This is a genomic window from Enterobacter sp. H2G27 (assembly GCF_054403075.1).
In genome coordinates this window covers 2112667-2129934 of sequence record NZ_JBSVSI010000001.1, presented here as the reverse complement: position 1 = coordinate 2129934, position 17268 = coordinate 2112667, and the positions used below count along the sequence as shown (strand labels likewise).

The 17268-nt window shown below is 57.7% G+C and carries 15 protein-coding genes; 5 read left to right on the top strand and 10 right to left on the bottom strand.

Features of this window, described 5'->3' with window-relative positions:
- Positions 1-82 precede the first annotated feature (82 nt).
- Positions 83-2182: an elongation factor G gene (gene fusA, locus ACW9E7_RS10080; protein WP_127731047.1), complete on the top strand. Its 2100-nt coding sequence runs from the start codon at positions 83-85 to the stop codon at positions 2180-2182.
- A gap of 35 nt (positions 2183-2217) precedes the next feature.
- Here fusA and ACW9E7_RS10075 read toward each other — a convergent pair whose 3' ends face one another.
- Complete coding sequence (locus ACW9E7_RS10075) at positions 2218-2790, bottom strand: flavin reductase family protein (protein WP_458727720.1); 573 nt, start codon at positions 2788-2790, stop codon at positions 2218-2220.
- Between the two features lie 108 nt (positions 2791-2898).
- On the opposite strand from ACW9E7_RS10075, the gene nhoA reads away from it, so the two are divergent.
- Positions 2899-3744 carry an N-hydroxyarylamine O-acetyltransferase gene (gene nhoA / locus ACW9E7_RS10070; RefSeq protein ID WP_458727719.1) on the top strand — a complete coding sequence of 282 codons (846 nt, stop codon included), beginning with the start codon at positions 2899-2901 and terminating at the stop codon, positions 3742-3744.
- 54 nt (positions 3745-3798) lie between these two features.
- Here nhoA and ACW9E7_RS10065 read toward each other — a convergent pair whose 3' ends face one another.
- Positions 3799-4392 (bottom strand): TetR family transcriptional regulator, encoded by a 594-nt coding sequence (locus tag ACW9E7_RS10065; RefSeq protein ID WP_458727718.1) that lies wholly within the window; start codon positions 4390-4392, stop codon positions 3799-3801.
- Between the two features lie 116 nt (positions 4393-4508).
- Between ACW9E7_RS10065 and ACW9E7_RS10060 the strand changes: the two genes are divergently transcribed.
- Both ACW9E7_RS10060 and ACW9E7_RS10055 read left to right on the top strand, forming a co-directional pair.
- The gene (locus ACW9E7_RS10060) at positions 4509-5996 is read left to right on the top strand and encodes a SmvA family efflux MFS transporter (protein WP_458727717.1); all 1488 of its coding nucleotides are present in this window, start codon (positions 4509-4511) and stop codon (positions 5994-5996) included.
- A gap of 77 nt (positions 5997-6073) precedes the next feature.
- Positions 6074-7957 (top strand): potassium transporter Kup, encoded by a 1884-nt coding sequence (locus tag ACW9E7_RS10055; RefSeq protein WP_458728388.1) that lies wholly within the window; start codon positions 6074-6076, stop codon positions 7955-7957.
- A 16-nt stretch (positions 7958-7973) separates the two neighbouring features.
- Here ACW9E7_RS10055 and ACW9E7_RS10050 read toward each other — a convergent pair whose 3' ends face one another.
- Genes ACW9E7_RS10050 through ACW9E7_RS10020 form a run of 7 tightly spaced genes read right to left on the bottom strand, consistent with a single transcriptional unit; the run spans position 7974 to position 14424 of the window.
- Positions 7974-9200: a Zn-dependent hydrolase gene (locus tag ACW9E7_RS10050; RefSeq protein ID WP_458727716.1), complete on the bottom strand. Its 1227-nt coding sequence runs from the start codon at positions 9198-9200 to the stop codon at positions 7974-7976.
- Entirely contained in the window at positions 9197-9679 is a 483-nt protein-coding gene (locus ACW9E7_RS10045; RefSeq protein ID WP_458727715.1) for an L-2-amino-thiazoline-4-carboxylic acid hydrolase, read from the bottom strand. The genes ACW9E7_RS10050 and ACW9E7_RS10045 overlap by 4 nt, the downstream gene beginning before the upstream one ends.
- A gap of 17 nt (positions 9680-9696) precedes the next feature.
- Positions 9697-10854, bottom strand: a complete 1158-nt coding sequence (locus ACW9E7_RS10040; RefSeq protein ID WP_458727714.1) for a branched-chain amino acid ABC transporter substrate-binding protein — start codon at positions 10852-10854, stop codon at positions 9697-9699.
- 28 nt (positions 10855-10882) lie between these two features.
- Positions 10883-11602 carry an ABC transporter ATP-binding protein gene (locus ACW9E7_RS10035; RefSeq protein WP_458727713.1) on the bottom strand — a complete coding sequence of 240 codons (720 nt, stop codon included), beginning with the start codon at positions 11600-11602 and terminating at the stop codon, positions 10883-10885.
- Positions 11595-12362, bottom strand: a complete 768-nt coding sequence (locus ACW9E7_RS10030; protein ID WP_248174293.1) for an ABC transporter ATP-binding protein — start codon at positions 12360-12362, stop codon at positions 11595-11597. Before ACW9E7_RS10030 ends, ACW9E7_RS10035 begins: the two co-directional genes overlap by 8 nt.
- Positions 12359-13465: a branched-chain amino acid ABC transporter permease gene (locus ACW9E7_RS10025; protein ID WP_115875203.1), complete on the bottom strand. Its 1107-nt coding sequence runs from the start codon at positions 13463-13465 to the stop codon at positions 12359-12361. Before ACW9E7_RS10025 ends, ACW9E7_RS10030 begins: the two co-directional genes overlap by 4 nt.
- Before the next feature lie 8 nt (positions 13466-13473).
- Positions 13474-14424 (bottom strand): branched-chain amino acid ABC transporter permease, encoded by a 951-nt coding sequence (locus ACW9E7_RS10020; RefSeq protein ID WP_458727712.1) that lies wholly within the window; start codon positions 14422-14424, stop codon positions 13474-13476.
- A gap of 170 nt (positions 14425-14594) precedes the next feature.
- Here ACW9E7_RS10020 and ACW9E7_RS10015 point away from each other — a divergent pair, with 170 nt between their 5' ends.
- Positions 14595-15539, top strand: a complete 945-nt coding sequence (locus ACW9E7_RS10015) for a LysR substrate-binding domain-containing protein (RefSeq protein ID WP_111963631.1) — start codon at positions 14595-14597, stop codon at positions 15537-15539.
- Between the two features lie 54 nt (positions 15540-15593).
- Here ACW9E7_RS10015 and ACW9E7_RS10010 read toward each other — a convergent pair whose 3' ends face one another.
- Complete coding sequence (locus ACW9E7_RS10010) at positions 15594-16703, bottom strand: porin OmpC (RefSeq protein ID WP_115875197.1); 1110 nt, start codon at positions 16701-16703, stop codon at positions 15594-15596.
- Positions 16704-17268: the final 565 nt, after the last annotated feature.

Genomic DNA, 17268 nt, shown 5'->3' with positions numbered 1-17268 from the left:
ACAATAGGACTATTATAGCAAACGAACGAATGCACGACCATCCTGGTCGTCACAGACAAGTCATAAGACTTAAGGAAATATCATGCCCCGACCCATCCCTCTCGAACGTTATCGCAACATCGGTATCTCCGCGCATATCGATGCCGGTAAAACCACCACCACCGAGCGCATCCTCTTTTATACCGGGATGAGCCACAAGCTGGGTGAAGTACACGATGGCGCGGCAACCACTGACTGGATGGCGCAGGAGCAAGAGCGCGGGATCACCATTACGTCCGCGGCGGTCAGCTGCTTCTGGCCGGGTATGGACAGAGGATATGAACCGCACCGTATCAACATCATCGACACCCCGGGGCACGTGGATTTCACCATTGAGGTGGAACGTTCCATGCGCGTGCTCGACGGCGCCGTGATGGTGTATGACTCCGTGGGCGGCGTGCAGCCTCAGTCGGAAACCGTCTGGCGTCAGGCCAATAAATATCACGTTCCGCGTCTGGCCTTCGTTAACAAAATGGACCGTCCGGGTGCCGATTTCTTCCGCGTCGTGCGGATGATGCAGGAACGCCTGAAGGCCAATCCGGTGCCGATTGTCATCCCGGTAGGCGCAGAAGATCGTTTCACCGGCGTGGTGGATCTCATCAAGATGCGCACTATTCTGTGGGACGATGCGACGCAGGGCATGGTGTTTACCTATGCGCCCGTGCCGGACGATTTAGTCAGCACCGCCCAGGAGTGGCGTGAAAAAATGGTCTCTGCGGCAGCGGAAGCCAGCGATGAACTGATGGACAAATACCTGGAAACGGGCGACCTGTCGGAAGCGGAAATCATCAAAGGGCTGCGTATTCGCACTATCTCGGGCGAAATCCAGCCGATGCTGTGCGGCAGCGCGTTCAAAAATAAAGGCGTGCAGCGCATGCTCGATGCGGTGATTGAGCTTATGCCGTCGCCGCTGGACGTGCCTGCTATTGATGGCGTGGATGAAAAAGGGCAGCACGCGGAGCGTCATCCTAGCGATGATGAGCCGTTCTCGGCCCTGGCGTTCAAGCTGATGAGCGACCCGTACGTTGGTCAGCTGACCTTTATCCGCGTGTACTCGGGCGTGCTGCGTAAAGGCGACGCGGTGTATAACCCGGTGAAAGGGAAGAAAGAGCGTATCGGGCGTATCGTGCTGATGCATGCCAACGATCGTCACGAGGTGGACGAACTGCGCGCCGGGGATATCGCGGCCTGCGTGGGGCTGAAAGACGTGACCACCGGTGACACGCTCACCGATCCGAACGCCGTCATTACGCTTGAGCGCATGGAGTTCCCGGATCCGGTGATTTCGCTGGCGATTGAGCCGAAAACCAAAGGCGATCAGGAGAAAATGGGGATCGCGCTGCAGCGTCTGGCGGCGGAAGATCCATCTTTCCGCCTGCATACTGACGAAGAGTCCGGCCAGACCATTATCTCCGGGATGGGTGAGCTACATCTTGAGATCATCGTCGACCGCATGAAGCGTGAGTTTGGCGTCGAAGCGAACATTGGTCGTCCGCAGGTAACCTACCGCGAAACCCTGCGTAAAACGGTGAAGGATATCGAAGGCAAATTTGTCCGTCAGTCCGGCGGCAAAGGGCAGTACGGCCATGTGGTGCTGAGCCTGGAGCCGCTGGAGCCTGGAAGTGGTTTTAAATTTGAAGATGCCACTAAGGGCGGCGTGGTTCCGCGCGAGTATATTCCGTCCGTTGAGAAAGGGCTGCGGGAAGCGATGAACAGCGGCGTGCTGGCGGGCTATCCGGTTGTAGACGTCAAAGCGACGCTGACGTTTGGCTCGTATCATGACGTTGACTCCTCGGAGATGGCGTTCCGCATGGCGGCGATCCTCGGCTTTAAAGAGGGCGCCCGCAGGGCGGACCCGGTGATCCTTGAGCCGATCATGCATGTGGAGGTGGAAACGCCGGAAGAGTACGCCGGTAACATCATGGGCGATCTCTCTTCACGTCGCGGTATGGTGCAGGGGATGGCGGAGCAGTACGGAAGCCAGATTATTCGCGCTGACGTGCCGCTGGCAGAGATGTTTGGCTATGCCACGACATTGCGCTCGATGTCCCAGGGACGCGCGACGTATACGATGGAGTTCCATCATTTTGCGGAAGCCCCGCGGAATGTTGCGGATGAAATTATTGCGCGTCGTGCGAAGTAATACGGTCACCCTCTCCCAATTGGGGGAGGGTTTTCTCAATCCAGAGCCCTCACCATTTTCCCGCTCGCCACAAACGTCCCGGCCCCAAGATGATGCAGGGTATTAAGCTTATCCCCGTCAAACTGCCAGCGTCCGGCGATAAACGCCCGCTCATCCGCTGCCGCTGAAACCACTTCGCCAAACAGCGTGTCGTATTTCTCTGCCGCGGAGGTCACGGGTAATAACCGGCATTCCATCCACGCCAGGCATTTCTCTTCAATGACCGGCAGGCCGAGCTCCGGGCCATTCACCACCGGGATCCCATAGCAGTTGAATTTGTCCTCGTCGCGCCCGCTGACGCTGCCGACCGCGTAAGTCCAGTTGGCCGCCGCCACGCCGGGGATGACGATGCCAAACTTTCCGCTGCGCTCGATCAGCTCGCGTGACCAGGTACTTTTATCCACGACGATCGCGATGCGCGGCGGTTCAAACTCAACGGGCATTGACCATGCGGCGGCCATCACGTTACGTCTGTCGAGGCTTTCATCCCGACTGGTGATAAGCACAGTAGGGCCGTGGTTCAGCAGACGGCTGGCATGACGTAATTCAACAGGGCGAAAGTGGCTCATAGGATCTCCTCATCTACACCGATGATTATGGCGAAAAAGCACGTAAATCAAAGTGAGTGGGTAAAATTAGTTTATAAACAGAACATCACAATCAAAGGAAACTGATGCATGTCCCCATTCCTGACCGCCTATTTCGCCCGCATCGGCCGGACGCAGCCGACACGGGTGGATATCGATACCCTGCGCGCGCTGCATTTACATCACAACTGTGCGATCCCTTTTGAGAATATCGATGTCGTTCTGCCGCGCGAAATCCAGCTTGACGATCGGTGCCTCGTTGACAAGCTGGTCACCGCACGTCGCGGAGGCTACTGCTTTGAGCAAAACGGCCTGTTCGAGCGCGTATTGCGTGAGGTCGGATTTACGGTGCGCAGCGTGCTGGGACGCGTGGTATTAGCGAGTCCGCCGCAAATGCCGCCGCGCACGCATCGCCTGCTGCTGGTTGAGCTTAACGGTGAGCGCTGGATAGCCGATGTCGGTTTTGGCGGCCAGACGCTGACGGCGCCGATTCGATTGCTCGCTAATGAAGAACAGGAGACGCCGCACAGGCTGTATCGTCTGCTGAGCGAGGGCAACGACTGGGTGCTGCAGTTCCGTCACCACGAGCACTGGCAGTCGATGTACCAGTTTGACCTGACGACGCAGTATTTCAGCGATTACGTGATGGGGAATTTCTGGTCGGCGCACTGGCCGCAGTCGCATTTCCGTCATCATCTGTTGATGTGTCGCCATCTGCCGGACGGCGGCAAGCTGACGCTGACCAACTTCAACTTTACCCACTGGCAGAATGGCCATGTGGAGGAGCAGATCCATTTGCCGGATGCCGAGGCGCTTTACCAGCTGATGCAGGAACGCTTTGGACTGGGCGTTGACGATGCAAAACACGGATTTTCCCTGGCGGAGCTAACGGCGGTAATGGCGGGCTTTGATACACATCCTCAGGCCGGGAAATAATGCGCAAAGAGGTGGGCTGTAGGCCGGGTAAGGCGTCGCTGCCACCCGGCAACATCACGACTGAGACCGGGGAGTAAACAATTCGAGCGTGATTAATTTATCCAGATGATTGTTAAACGCGGTTTCATCCATTTCGGGCATGTTTAAGATATACATCCCGTCAAGACCGCATACCAGGCCAATCAAGCGCCAGGCGATATTTTCTGCCCGATCGCCAGGACGAAATACCCCGGCCTCCGTTCCCGCGCCGATCAGCGCCACCGTTTCCTGATGCCACATCTCCATGGTCATTACATAGGCGCCTTTGATATCGGCATCGCGGCTGGCCAGGATCTGCGCTTCGCGCCACAGGCGAATATAGGGCTCGAACCTGCCGTCATCGCTGCCGAGCATGGCATGAAGCTGCTCCCGCCATCCCGCCTGTTTACCCGCGACATCCGCATCTAACAGCTCGCGAATTAACCGTACGAAGGCCAGCGATTTTAGCTCTCCGCCGGAGGTAAAATGATGGTGAACCTGTCCGGTCGCAACCCCGGCTTCAGCCGCAACGCGGCGTACCGTCATTGCCGCCAGTCCTTCGGCCAGCGCCACGCGCATGGCGGCCTGTAAGATGGCTTCGCGCCGTTCATCCTTGCTCAGATATCGCATCGTTACTCACTCTCAATGGGAACGGAACGAGTGTAACAAAAAGCTGGACACGCGTTCAACTTTACGTAGGATCGCAATCTGGACATGTGTCCAGGTTTAAAATGAAAAGGAAATTTATGTTTCGTCAGTGGTTAGCGTTAGTGATTATCGTGCTGGTGTATATCCCGGTCGCGATTGACGCGACGGTGCTGCACGTGGCGGCGCCAACATTGAGCATGACGCTGGGCGCCAGCGGTAACGAATTATTGTGGATCATCGATATCTACTCGCTGGTGATGGCGGGTATGGTGCTGCCGATGGGCGCCCTGGGTGATCGGATTGGTTTTAAACGACTGCTCATGATTGGCAGCACGCTGTTTGGCCTGTCGTCGCTGGCGGCAGCGTTTGCCCCTTCAGCAGGATGGCTGATCGCGGCGCGCGCCTCGCTGGCGATCGGTGCTGCAATGATCATTCCTGCCACCCTGGCTGGGATCCGCACGCTGTTTACCGACGCGAAAGATCGCAATATCGCGCTCGGCGTCTGGGCGGCGGTCGGTTCCGGCGGGGCGGCGTTTGGCCCGCTGATCGGCGGTATGCTGCTGGAGCATTTTTACTGGGGATCGGTGTTTTTAATCAACGTGCCGATCGTGCTGGTGGTGGTTTCGCTGGCCGCGCGTTTTGTCCCTCCTCAGCAGGGACGCCCGGAGCAGCCGCTGAATATCAGCCATGCCATCATGCTGATTGTGGCGATTTTGCTGCTGGTCTACAGCGCCAAAACCGCGCTAAAAGGCGCGCTGTCGCCGTGGCTGGTGGCTTCCGCGCTGGTGAGCGGCTCGGTGCTGTTGTTTATCTTTGTGCGTATTCAGCTTCGCGCCCGCGTACCGATGATCGACATGCGCCTGTTCTGTCACCGCATCATTCTGAGCGGCGTGGTGATGGCGATGACCGCCATGATTGCCCTGGTCGGGTTTGAGCTGCTGATGGCCCAGGAGCTGCAGTTTGTTCACGCCTTTACGCCGTTTGAAGCGGGCATGTTTATGCTGCCGGTGATGGTCGCCAGCGGGTTCAGCGGGCCGATCGCGGGCGTGCTGGTTGGGCGTTTGGGGCTACGCATCGTCGCGGCCGGCGGCATGGGGCTCAGCGCCGTCAGCTTTATCGGCCTGTCGACGCTCGACTTCAGCACGCAGCAGTGGCAGGCGTGGGGGCTGATGGTGCTGCTCGGCTTCAGTGCCGCCAGCGCGCTGCTGGCTTCGACCTCGGCAATTATGGCTGCCGCGCCGAAGGAGAAAGCCGCCGCAGCGGGGGCGATTGAAACCATGTCCTATGAGCTGGGGGCCGGGTTGGGGATTGCCATTTTTGGCCTGCTGTTGACCCGCAGCTTCTCGGCTTCAATTGAGCTGCCGCAGGGGCTGGACGCCTCGCTCGTCGACAAAGCCTCGTCATCGATTGGTGAAGCGATGAAGGTGGCGCAGAACCTGACGCCGTCTCTGGCTGAGCCGGTGATTGAGGCGGCGAAAAGCGCGTTTATTACCTCCCACAGCGTGGCGCTGGGCAGCGCGGGCGGAATGCTGCTGTTGCTGGCAGTGGGGATCTGGTTTAGCCTGGCGAAGGCCAAGCCGCAGTAATACAGGGCGCGCGGTTGGCGCGGGTGGGGCAGATGGGCTATGTTTTTTACAGGATTATCTGACTCTTGCTGGAAAATATGAGCCCGCGCCACAGCTGTGAACCGTCACAACCTCTCTCCCGGTTAACCCTGCTTGCGGGGGGCGCGCTGGGCGTCGTTTTTGGTGATATCGGCACCAGCCCGCTTTATACCTTCCGGACGGTGCTGTCGCTCTCAGAGCATGACCCTACGCCAGGCGTCATCCTGGGCCTGCTCTCTCTTATTACCTGGACGCTTATCCTGGTGACCTCAATTAAATATGCCGCCTTCGCCATGCGAATTGATAATCATGGCGAGGGGGGCATCATGGCCCTGATGTCGCTTCTGGTGGAAAAAGGCAAAGGCGGACGCTGGGTCATTTTTGCTGCCCTCATCGGCGCCGCTTTAATTTACGGAGATGGCGCGATAACCCCGGCCATCTCCGTGCTTTCCGCTCTGGAAGGGCTGGAGATGGTCATTCCGGAGTCCCAGCCGTACATATTACCCCTGACGGTGGCGGTGTTGCTGGCGCTGTTCCTGATCCAGCCTTTTGGTACCGCCCGTATAGGGAAGATATTTGGCCCAGTGATGGCGCTGTGGTTTCTGGCGATTGCGGCTCTGGGCGTGCGGGGGATCGTTCAGCACCCCTCGGTATTGCTGGCCCTCAATCCTGCGTACGGCATCGCGTTTTTGTTTTCGAACGGGTACACCAGTTTCCTGGTCCTGGGCGGCGTATTTCTCTGCGTGACGGGGGCCGAGGCGCTGTATGCTGACATGGGGCATTTTGGTAAAAAGCCCATCTGGCTTGCCTGGTACGGCATCGTCTTTCCTTCGCTGCTGCTCAACTATGCTGGTCAGTCAGCGCTGATTCTGGCCGGTGCCGACAGCAAACAAAATTTATTCTATACGCTCTGTCCGCCAGCCCTGCAGGTACCGCTCATCATTCTTGCCGCGCTGGCGACGATCATCGCCAGTCAGGCGATTATTACCGGCGCTTTTTCCATGACGCGTCAGGCGATTCAGCTCGGCTGGCTACCTCGATTACGCATCAAGCAGACGGCGGCAGAAAGCTACGGTCAAATTTATATCGGGATAATCAACTGGCTGCTGATGGTAGTAACCATCGGGCTGGTGGTGTTCTTTAAATCCTCAGATAAGCTTGCCGCGGCGTACGGCATTGCCGTGTCATTAACCATGCTGATGACTACGGGGCTGTTGTTTGTGGCGATGCGGGAAGTGTGGCGCTGGAGCCTGGCCAGCAGCGCGGTTATTGCCCTCTGTTTTCTGGTAATTGATGCCACATTCTTATTTGCCAATCTGATAAAGGTCCTGGAAGGCGGCTATATACCGCTGCTGATGGCCGCAGCTATTTGTACGGTGATGCTGATTTGGCACCGCGGCGTTAAGGCGGTATCCGCATCGGTGGGCGAGAAGGGCGTCAGCGTGGATGCGTTCTTTGCCCAGCTTCAGCAAAAGACGGTGCCCAGAGTGGCGGGATCTGCCGTCTTTTTGACCCGCACGCAGAACAATATCCCGCCGGTAATGCGCTGGCACGTCGCGCGAAACCGGGCGCTACAGCAGGACGTGTTGTCGCTGACCATTGATATTCTCAACGTGCCCTACGTCGGAGAAGAGCAGCGTATCAGGGTGGAACAGCGCGCGCCGGGCTACTGGCACGGCGTAGCGCAATATGGTTTTATGGAACACCCGGACATCCCGCGTTTGTTGCAGGGCGTCAGCGAGATTAACGCGCTTTTCGCCACCGATGACGCCACCTGGTATGTCGGGCATGAAACCATTGTGGCAGGCGAAGGCGGGTCCGGTATGGCGGCCTGGCAACGGCACATTTTTGCCTTCATGAAGCGCAACTGCACGCACGTAATCAACCACTACCATCTTCCCAGCGATCGGGTGGTAGAAATTAGCCGGCGCGTTGCCGTCTAGCGTCGCTCGCGCCGTTCTAGCTCTCCTGGGCCGCGGACAGGACGCTATGCAGCAGCACGTTCGCCCCTTTTTCCGACCACTCTGGCAGGATCCTCTCCGCTTCGTTATGGCTGACGCCTTTCACGCAGGGGATAAAGATCATGCTGGCGGGCGCAATTTTGCTGACATAGCAGGCGTCGTGTCCCGCACCGGAGACCATCGGTTTCAACGAATAGCCCAGTTCCGCCACGGCCTTCTCCGAACGCGCCAGGCATTCGGCATCAAACGCGATGGGCGCGTAGTCAAAAATGCGTTCAACGGTAGCCGCCACGCCGCGCAGGCTCAGGCTTTCAGCTACCTTATGCAGCGCTGCCTCCATGGCTTCCAGAGCCTGCTGCGCCGGATGGCGAAACTCCACGCTGCATACCACGCGAGACGGCACGACGTTGCGCGAGTTTGGCGTAGCCTGCGCCATACCGATCGTCGCGCGTCCGTCCGGCGCATGCCGATAGCCAATCTCTTCCACCTTCAGCGCCAGCTCGGCGAAGGCGGTCAGCGCGTCGCGGCGGCTGTGCATCGGCGTGGTGCCCGCGTGGGCGGCAAATCCGTCCAGCGTCAGGGTAAACCAGCGCTGGCCCATGGCCGCGCGGACTAACCCGATATCGATGGCTTCATCTTCCAGAATCGGGCCCTGTTCGATGTGCAGTTCGTAGCAGGCGTGAACCGGAAACGCGCGGGCAGGGGCTTCACCCCGGTAGCCAATGCTCTCCAGCGCTTCACCTACGGTGATACCGTCGATATCCGCGCGGGCATGGGCGTAGGCTTCGCTAAACTGTCCCGTCCAGACCCCTGATGAGAGCATGGCTGGCGCAAAGCGCGCGCCTTCTTCGTTAGTCCAGTTCACCAGCACAACGTCACGCTCGGTCTCAACGTTATTATCGTTAAGGGTTCGCAGCAGCTCCAGCCCGGCCAGCACGCCGTAAACACCGTCGTAGTTCCCCCCCAGCGGCTGGGTATCAACGTGCGAACCGGTCATGACCGGGGCAAGCTGCGGTTTTTTCCCGGCGCGACGGATAAACATATTGCCCATGCTGTCGACGTCACAGGTAAAACCGGCATCCAGCGCCCAGTCGCGCAGCAGGTTGCGCGCAATACGATCTTCCTCGCTCAATGCCAGACGGGTGACGCCACCGGCGGGCGTGCCGCCGATCTGCGCCATCATCTCAAGCGTTGACCACAGCCTTTCGGCGTTGACGCGGATCATGTCTTGTCCTTAGTGCTGCGGTAGCGGAAATCACAGCACGAACCGCCCTGCATGATTGTGGTGGTGCGGGTCAGCTTCACGTCCGGCGCATAGCCAACGATGAATTTTTCATCGCGCGCGCAGGAGAGCAGGTGACCAATCTCGCCCAGCCCCATCTCGTGATACATCTCCGCGTAGCGACAGCGGGTCACGTTGTAGTTGTACTGCTGGTCGTCGGCGTCGATCACCTTCACGTCCAGGGCATTATCTTTCTCCCACAGATACTGCAGGGCGATAAAGCTCTTTACGTCCGCGATGTTGGGCTCTTTGCTGGCAAACGCTTTGCCTGCGTCAATTGCGGCCTGCTCAATAGCCTCGCCAATCACCGCCTGGGCGCGGGCTTTCCCTATCTCGCGCACCAGGATTTCATAAATTGGCTTAATAATTTCGGCTTCAATTTTGCGGCGGGCGAGAATGCCCAGCTCGTTATTATCACTCATCACATTGCCTCGCTGCGTTACTTCGCTTTTGCGCCGCCCAGCACGGTCTGCGGCTGCCATTTGCCGTCGACAACCTTATAGACCGTGAACGACGGCGATTTCAGGTTGCCCTCTTTATCAAACGCAATCTGCCCGGTGACGCCGGAATAGCTGATGGCGCGCAGGGCTGGCAGATAGTCGGAGGGCTCAACGGAGTCTGCTTTTTCCATTGCCGCCACCAGCACGCGGGTGGCGTCATAGGCGAACGGGGCGTGCAGTTCGATATGGGTGTGGTAGCGGGACTGATAGGCTTGTTCGAATGCCTTTCCACCCGGCATCTGGTCAACGGGCAGACCCGGCTCCAGCGCCACCACGCCTTCGCCTTCTTTCTGCGCCAGCTGCAGGAACGTCTGGCTGACAAATCCGCCTGCGCCCATCAGGGTGGCGTTCATGCCCAGCTGTTTGATGCGACGCGCCAGCGGTGCGGCCTGGCTGTCGACGCCGCCGAAGAAGATCAGATCGGCGTTTTTACTGCGGATGGCGGTCAGCACGGCGCTGAAATCGACCGTTTTGTCATCAACGTACTGACGATCGACAATTTTCACGCCCTGCGCTTCCAGCGATTTAATAAACTGGTCTGCAAGCCCCTGACCAAATGCGGTGCGGTCGTCGATCACCGCAATCCGTTTGGCTTTCAGGGTATTCACCGCGTACTGGCCGGCGAGCTGGCCGCCGTCATCGTCGTGGCCCATCACGCGGAAGCTGGTGTCAAAACCCTGTTTGGTATAGGCGTGACCGGTCGCGACCGGTGCCACCTGTGCGATGCCCGCATCGTGATAAACGCGGGCCGCTGGAATGCTGGTGCCGGTGTTCCAGTGACCGACCACGCCCGCCACGCCGCTGTCCACCAGACGCTGTGCGACGGCTACGGCGGTGCGCGGGTCGGACTGATCGTCTTCGGACTGCAGCCTGAAGGTCACCGCTTTGCCACCGATGGTCGGGTGCTGCTTGTTAATGTCGTCAATTGCCAGCTGCGCGCCGTTCTCCAGATCTTTACCGATACGGGCAGACGGGCCGGTCAGCGGCCCCGCCAGACCGATGACCACGGTTTCACCGTCGGCGGCCCACGCGGACGTGGAGGCAAAACTACCGAGCAGAATAGCGGCGCTGAGCGCACTGATTTTTACTGTTTTCATGGTATTTCCCTGATGTTGGCTGGTGTGGTTAAACGGGCATTTCGCCCAAATAAATCTGTGCAATCTGGTCATCGTTAAGCAGCGCTGTCGATTCGCCATGATGAACAATGCTGCCGCTGTCCATCACCCACGCGCTGTCGGTGACTTCCAGCGCGAGACGGGCGTTTTGTTCGATGAGCAGCAGGGCGACGCCGCGCTCGCGCAGCCCGGCGATGACGGCAAAAATGTTCTCGACCATCTTCGGGGCAAGGCCCATCGACGGTTCGTCGAGGATCAGCAGGCGCGGGCGGCTGAGCAGGGCGCGGTTAAGGGCCAGCAGCTGTTGTTCGCCGCCGGAAAGCAGACCGGCAAGCTGATGCTGGCGTTCACCCAGGCGCGGGAAGCGCTCGAACACCTCGTTCATTTCACGCTTAACGGTGACAGTGTCACGCCTGAGCCAGGCACCCATCTGCAGGTTTTCCAGTACCGTCATGCGGGAGAAAATCCCGCGGCCTTCCGGGACCATCACCAGCCCGTCGCGAAGCAGGGTCTCCGGGCTCTGTTTACGCACCACTTTACCGCTGAATTCAATACTGCCGCTAAAGCTTTCCAGCCCGGTAATGGCGCGCACGGTGGAGCTTTTCCCCGCGCCGTTCGCGCCGATCAGCGTAGCCTGCTCACCCTCGCGCAGGGTAAAGGAGACATCGCGTACGGCCTGAATGCCACCGTAATGCACGTCCAGACGTTCCACCTTCAGCAATTCAGACATGAGCGTGACCTCCAAGCCAGGCGGCGATCACTGCCGGGTCGCGCCGCACGCTATCCGGCGTGCCGCTGGCGAGCGTTTTGCCGTAATCAAGGACCGTCAGGCGATCGCAGATGCCCATCACCAGCTTGACGTCATGTTCAATCATCAGCAGGGTTTTGCCGTCATCGCGGATGCGGATGAGCAGTTCGCCGAGCGCCACTTTTTCCGCCGCGTTCATCCCGGCGGCGGGCTCGTCCAGCGCCAGCAGGAGCGGATCCGTTGCCAGCGCGCGGGCGATCTCAAGGCGACGCTGATGACCATAGGCCAGATCGCACGCGCGATAGTGGGCGAAATGCGCAATGCCGGTGTATTCCAGCCAGTGCCAGGCCAGTTCGCGGGTCTGCTTTTCTTCCTCGCGAGCGCGTTTGTGGCGGCTAAGCGCGGCCCACAGACCGTTACGGGTGCGCACGTGGCGGCCCACCATCACGTTTTCCAGCACCGACATCTCGTTGAAGAGGCGAACGTTCTGGAAGGTGCGCGCAATTCCTGCGGCGGTGACTTTCTCAATGTGCTTTGGAAAATAGGGCTTATCGGCAATGGAAAATTCGCCGCTGTCCGCCGGATAAAGCCCGGTGATCAGGTTAAAACAGGTGGTTTTTCCCGCCCCGTTAGGACCAATCAGGCCGTAGATCTCGCCCTTGTTCACGGTAATGGAAACGTCATCCACGGCGGTAAGGCCGCCGAAGCGTTTTGTCATGTTGCGTACGGTTAACAGGCTCATGCTTTCGCCTCCTTGTGGCGTACCGGCCAGATCCCGGACGGACGCACCAGCATCACCAGCACCAGTGCCAGACCGTAAAACAGCTGACGCAGCACTTCCGGGTCAATCAGCACCGTACCGAACAGCGCCTGCTGAACCGGCGCTGCCTGGCTGCGCAGCAGTTCCGGCAGGGCGGTAAGCAGTACCGCGCCGAGGATCACCCCTGGAATATGCCCCATACCGCCCAGCACCACCATCGCCAGTACGGCAATGGATTCCTGTAACGTGAAGGATTCCGGCGAGACAAATCCCTGAAACGCGCCGAAAAGCGCACCCGCTACGCCGCCAAAGGAGGCCCCCATCGCAAAGGCGAGCAGCTTATAGTTACGCACGTTGATGCCCATCGCGCGGGCTACATCTTCATCCTCGCGGATAGCGTGCCAGGCGCGACCAATACGGGAATGCTGCAGGCGCAGGCAGACAAAAATAATCGCCACAATCACCAGCATCAGCAGGTAGTACCACAGCCACAGGGCGGGTACTTTGAAACCAAACCAGTGGTAGACGCCGCTAAACTTCAGGCCGAACAGGTTCAGCGTATCCACTCCGGTTATGCCCTTTGCGCCGTTGGTGATGTTCACGGGACGGTCGAGGTTGCGCATCAGGATGCGGATAATTTCGCCGAAGCCAAGGGTCACTATCGCCAGGTAGTCTCCGCGTAGCTTCAGCGTGGGCGCTCCCAGTAAAATGCCGCAGACTGCAGCGACGAGCGCAGCCAGCGGAATAATGAGCAGATACGAGGTGTGCAGCCCGTCCGGGAACCAGACGCCGAGAACAGGAAACACCTCCAGCAGGTGTGGAGAGGCCATCAGCGCAGCGAGATAAGCGCCAACCGCGTAAAAGGCGATAAAGCCCATGTCCAGCAGGCCGGTATAGCCCACCACAATATTGAGCCCCAGAGCCAGCATGATGTAGAGCAGGGCGAAGTCGATAACGCGCACCCAGTAGTTGCCGCCAAGCTGCGTGGCCACCACGGGAGCCACCAGCAGCGCGAGGCAGAACAGGCTCATGCCTGACCAGAATTTGCGCGTCGTCGCCGGAGTCTGGAGTTGAAGTGTTGTCATGGTATTCCTTACGCCCTTTGCGCCACGCGCTCGCCCAGCAGGCCAGCCGGACGGAAGACCAGCACCAGGATCAGCACCATAAAGGCAAAGACATCCTGATAGTTGCTGCCAAATACGCCGTGGGTCAGTTCACCCAGGTAGCCCGCGCCCAGCGCTTCGATAATGCCGAGCAGTATCCCGCCGATCATGGCGCCACGAATGTTGCCAATGCCCCCCAGCACGGCGGCGGTAAAGGCCTTGATCCCGGGCAAAAAGCCCATCGAGAAGCTGGCGTTGCCGTAGTTGCTCGCCATCATTACGCCTGCCAGCGCGGCGAACACGCCGCCAATGGCAAACGTCAGGGTAATAATGGCGTTTGGGTTAACCCCCATCAGCGTGGCCACGCGCGGGTTTTCCGCCACGGCGCGCATGCCGCGCCCCAGACGGGTGTATTCGACCAGCAGCCACAGCCCGGTCATCACAGCCAACGCCAGCGCCACGGTGACAATACCGGTAACGGTCACGATGGCGGGCGGGTGCGCTCCGCTGCCGGACGTGACGGCGATAGGGTCCATCGGCAGGATCTGCGGGAACATCAGCGGGTTGCGCGTCCAGATAATCATCGCCACGGTTTGCAGCAGGACGGAGACGCCGATACCCGAGATCAGCGGCGCCAGGCGCGGTGCGTTGCGCAGTCGACGGTAGGCAAAGCGCTCCACGGCCATTGCCAGCAGGGCGCAAACGGCCATGGCAATCACCAGGGCAACGCCAAGCTGCAACAGCAGCTGCATGTGTGGAAAGGTGGTATTCAGGGCGTTTATGGCGGAGAGCGTGGTGAGCGCACCGACCATCAGAATATCGCCGTGAGCGAAGTTAATAATGCGCAAGATGCCATACACCATGGTATAGCCCAGCGCGATCAGCGCGTAGATGCTGCCCAGCATCACACCGTTGATCAGTTGTTGTATGAGTGTATCCAACGTCTGTACCCGCAAAGTGCTCGTTCTGCGGCTACCATCCAATAAATGAATTAAATTGTAAAATACGCATCTATTATTTCTTATGATAAATAAATATTGTTTTATCTTTATGATTTATATGAAGATAGTTAATGCCTGTTTTGGGGTGAAAAGCCTAAAGAAATCAACATATGAATAAAACAGAACAATTGGCGAGCCTGACGGCGTATGCAGAAAGCCGACTGGCAAACGATCCGCCGCTTCGGGCCGTACGTGCGTTCGAGGCCATCGCCCGGCTGGGCAGCGTCACGCTGGCCGCGCAGGAGCTGGACATCTCTCCGTCGGCCGTAAGCCATCAGCTCAGGGTGCTTGAAGGGTATCTGCAAATGCCGCTCACGGAGCGTCAGGGGCGCAGGCTGGTGCTGAGCCAGCACGGGCGGGAATATTACCGCTCTATCCGCGCGGCGTTTAACGTGCTGCGCCAGGCGACGGAGCACCTGGCGGAGCAGGCGCAAACGCGTCAGGTCACCATCAGCCTGATCCCACTTTTTGGTATGGGGTGGTTTATCCCACGTTTGCCTGCGTTTATGCGCGCCAATCCGCAAACGGAGATCAACGTGGTGTATGCCAACCATCGTAACTATCTGAGCGACGCGTCGGATATGTCGATTCGTTTTGGCAACGGGCAGTGGGCGGGCTATCAAAGCGAAAAGCTGATTTCCGGTCAGATGGTCCCGGTGTGCAGCCGCGCGTTTTTGCGCATTCACGGCCATATCGACACGCCCGAGCAACTGCTGCAAATGCCGCTGCTGCACGATGAGGAGCGCAGCACATGGGCGCAGTGGTTTGTACAACAGGGGGTGAAGCGCCCCGTGCGCCGCAGCGGTCCGATGTTTGAGGATGGTCTGCTGACGCTGGCGGGCGTTCAGGCTGGTCTGGGGTGTGCGTTAATGCGTGAGCCGCTGATTGCGCCTTATCTTGAGAGCGGCGAACTGGTGAAGATATTTGACCTGCCGATTGATGACGGGCGCGACTATTACCTCTGCGTGCGTACTGACTCAGAGATGACTGAAGACGGCAAGCTGCTGCAAAACTGGCTGCGTCGGGCGGCGGGTGGTGAGTCGTCTGGCGGGTAAAAGAGGGAGATAAAAAAAGCCAGCTTGTGCAGCTGGCTTTTGTACAGACAAGATTTAGAACTGGTAGGTCAGACCCAGCGCAACGATGTTGTCGGTACCGATGCCTGCCTGGCGAGTGAACTGGTTGTCGTCGAGCAGGTTGATTTTGTAATCCACGTAGGTGGACATGTTTTTGTTAAAATAGTAGGTCGTGCCAACATCGATGTATTTAACCAGATCCTGGTCGCCGAAGTTTTCGATGTCTTTACCTTTAGACTGCAGGTAGGCGATGGATGGACGCAGGCCAAAGTCGAACTGATACTGAGCCACAACTTCGAAGTTTTGCGCCTTGTTTGCAAAACCGTAGATGTCGCTGCGATTACCGTTAGAGGTACCGAAGCGGGTTGCGTTATAGGTCTGAGAGTACTGTGCCGCGAGGTAAATGTTGTTCGCGTCGTATTTCACACCACCGCTGTATACTTCTGCGCGGTCGCCTTCACCGTATACGCCAGCCGCATTCTGGTCAGCGGTACGACGGGAAGAGGACATTGCACCACCTACGCTGAAGCCTTCGCCCAGATCGTAAGTCAGGGACGCGCCGTAGCCGTCACCGTTCTGGTTCAGCAGGCTGCGGCCGCTGGTGTTTTCACCGCTTACGCTGCCGTTTTTGCCCTGGTACTGCAGAGCAAAGTTCAGGCCGTCAACCAGACCAAAGAAGTCCTGGTTACGGTAGGTCGCAACGCCGTTAGCACGAGACTGCAGGAAGTTGTCGGCACCGTAGGTGTCACCGCCGAATTCTGGCAGAACGTCGGTCCAGGAAGTCACGTCGTAAATTACGCCGTAGTTACGACCGTAATCAAAGGAGCCTGCTTCCGCGAACTTCAGACCTGCAAACGCCACACGGGTCCAGGACTGGTTGTCGCCTTCGTCTTTGTTACCCTGAATCTGGTATTCCCACTGGCCGTAGCCGGACAGCCGATCGTTAACCTGGGTTTCGCCCTTGAAGCCGATACGCATGTAGGTTTTATCGCCATCTGCGCCAGCGTCATCAGAGAAATAGTGCAGACCTGTTACTTTACCGTACAGATCCAGCTTGTTACCGTCTTTGTTGTAAATTTCGGCAGCATTAACAACGCCTGCTGCCAGCATGGAAGTGACTGCCACTGCAACTAATTTAAGTTTCATCTTAAATATTCCTTATAATTTTTTTCAGTATTTCCTGAACCACTGTGAACGATTTCTAAACGAGGCTGTTCGTCAATGGCATGCTATTTTTAAGAATCTCGTAGTCTTATTTCAATAATAAGTTTCAAAATATTAGAGATAATTTCAATTAGTGTGATCTCGATCGTGCGAGAAGGCGATTATTCAAACAATATGGCCGGAATTTATACGATTAATGGTTATTTAGTCTGTGGGATTATTGCTTTTAAGATAATTTCTGATGGTTTTAGTCTATTGCGTTAAATTTCGCAATTTCCGAGGTTTTGGTGGGGATGATATCGCCTGTTTCTCCTTAAAAACAATGTGTTGATTTAATTTTTCAACGTCTATTTCGTATATTTCATTAAAGCGGCCAGGGCTGAATTATTGCATGTAATGCTATACAGAGCGTTAATATTTATCACTGACTAATTTCACTGGGTTGTCAGTTTACGTCAACTCGCTTCAGGTGGCTTTACAGAAGGCGCTCAATATAAACCGAACTTAAACAGACGCTCTATTATTATGATAAATATTCTGAGGTGCG

Bases quoted from the DNA above. Each gene is read 5' to 3' on its own strand.
- fusA (WP_127731047.1), top strand. From the start codon at position 83: ATGCCCCGACCCATCCCTCTCGAACGTTATCGCAACATCGGTATCTCC.
- ACW9E7_RS10075 (WP_458727720.1), bottom strand. From the start codon at position 2,790: ATGAGCCACTTTCGCCCTGTTGAATTACGTCATGCCAGCCGTCTGCTG.
- nhoA (WP_458727719.1), top strand. From the start codon at position 2,899: ATGTCCCCATTCCTGACCGCCTATTTCGCCCGCATCGGCCGGACGCAG.
- ACW9E7_RS10065 (WP_458727718.1), bottom strand. From the start codon at position 4,392: ATGCGATATCTGAGCAAGGATGAACGGCGCGAAGCCATCTTACAGGCC.
- ACW9E7_RS10060 (WP_458727717.1), top strand. From the start codon at position 4,509: ATGTTTCGTCAGTGGTTAGCGTTAGTGATTATCGTGCTGGTGTATATC.
- ACW9E7_RS10055 (WP_458728388.1), top strand. From the start codon at position 6,074: ATGAGCCCGCGCCACAGCTGTGAACCGTCACAACCTCTCTCCCGGTTA.
- ACW9E7_RS10050 (WP_458727716.1), bottom strand. From the start codon at position 9,200: ATGATCCGCGTCAACGCCGAAAGGCTGTGGTCAACGCTTGAGATGATG.
- ACW9E7_RS10045 (WP_458727715.1), bottom strand. From the start codon at position 9,679: ATGAGTGATAATAACGAGCTGGGCATTCTCGCCCGCCGCAAAATTGAA.
- ACW9E7_RS10040 (WP_458727714.1), bottom strand. From the start codon at position 10,854: ATGAAAACAGTAAAAATCAGTGCGCTCAGCGCCGCTATTCTGCTCGGT.
- ACW9E7_RS10035 (WP_458727713.1), bottom strand. From the start codon at position 11,602: ATGTCTGAATTGCTGAAGGTGGAACGTCTGGACGTGCATTACGGTGGC.
- ACW9E7_RS10030 (WP_248174293.1), bottom strand. From the start codon at position 12,362: ATGAGCCTGTTAACCGTACGCAACATGACAAAACGCTTCGGCGGCCTT.
- ACW9E7_RS10025 (WP_115875203.1), bottom strand. From the start codon at position 13,465: ATGACAACACTTCAACTCCAGACTCCGGCGACGACGCGCAAATTCTGG.
- ACW9E7_RS10015 (WP_111963631.1), top strand. From the start codon at position 14,595: ATGAATAAAACAGAACAATTGGCGAGCCTGACGGCGTATGCAGAAAGC.
- ACW9E7_RS10010 (WP_115875197.1), bottom strand. From the start codon at position 16,703: ATGAAACTTAAATTAGTTGCAGTGGCAGTCACTTCCATGCTGGCAGCA.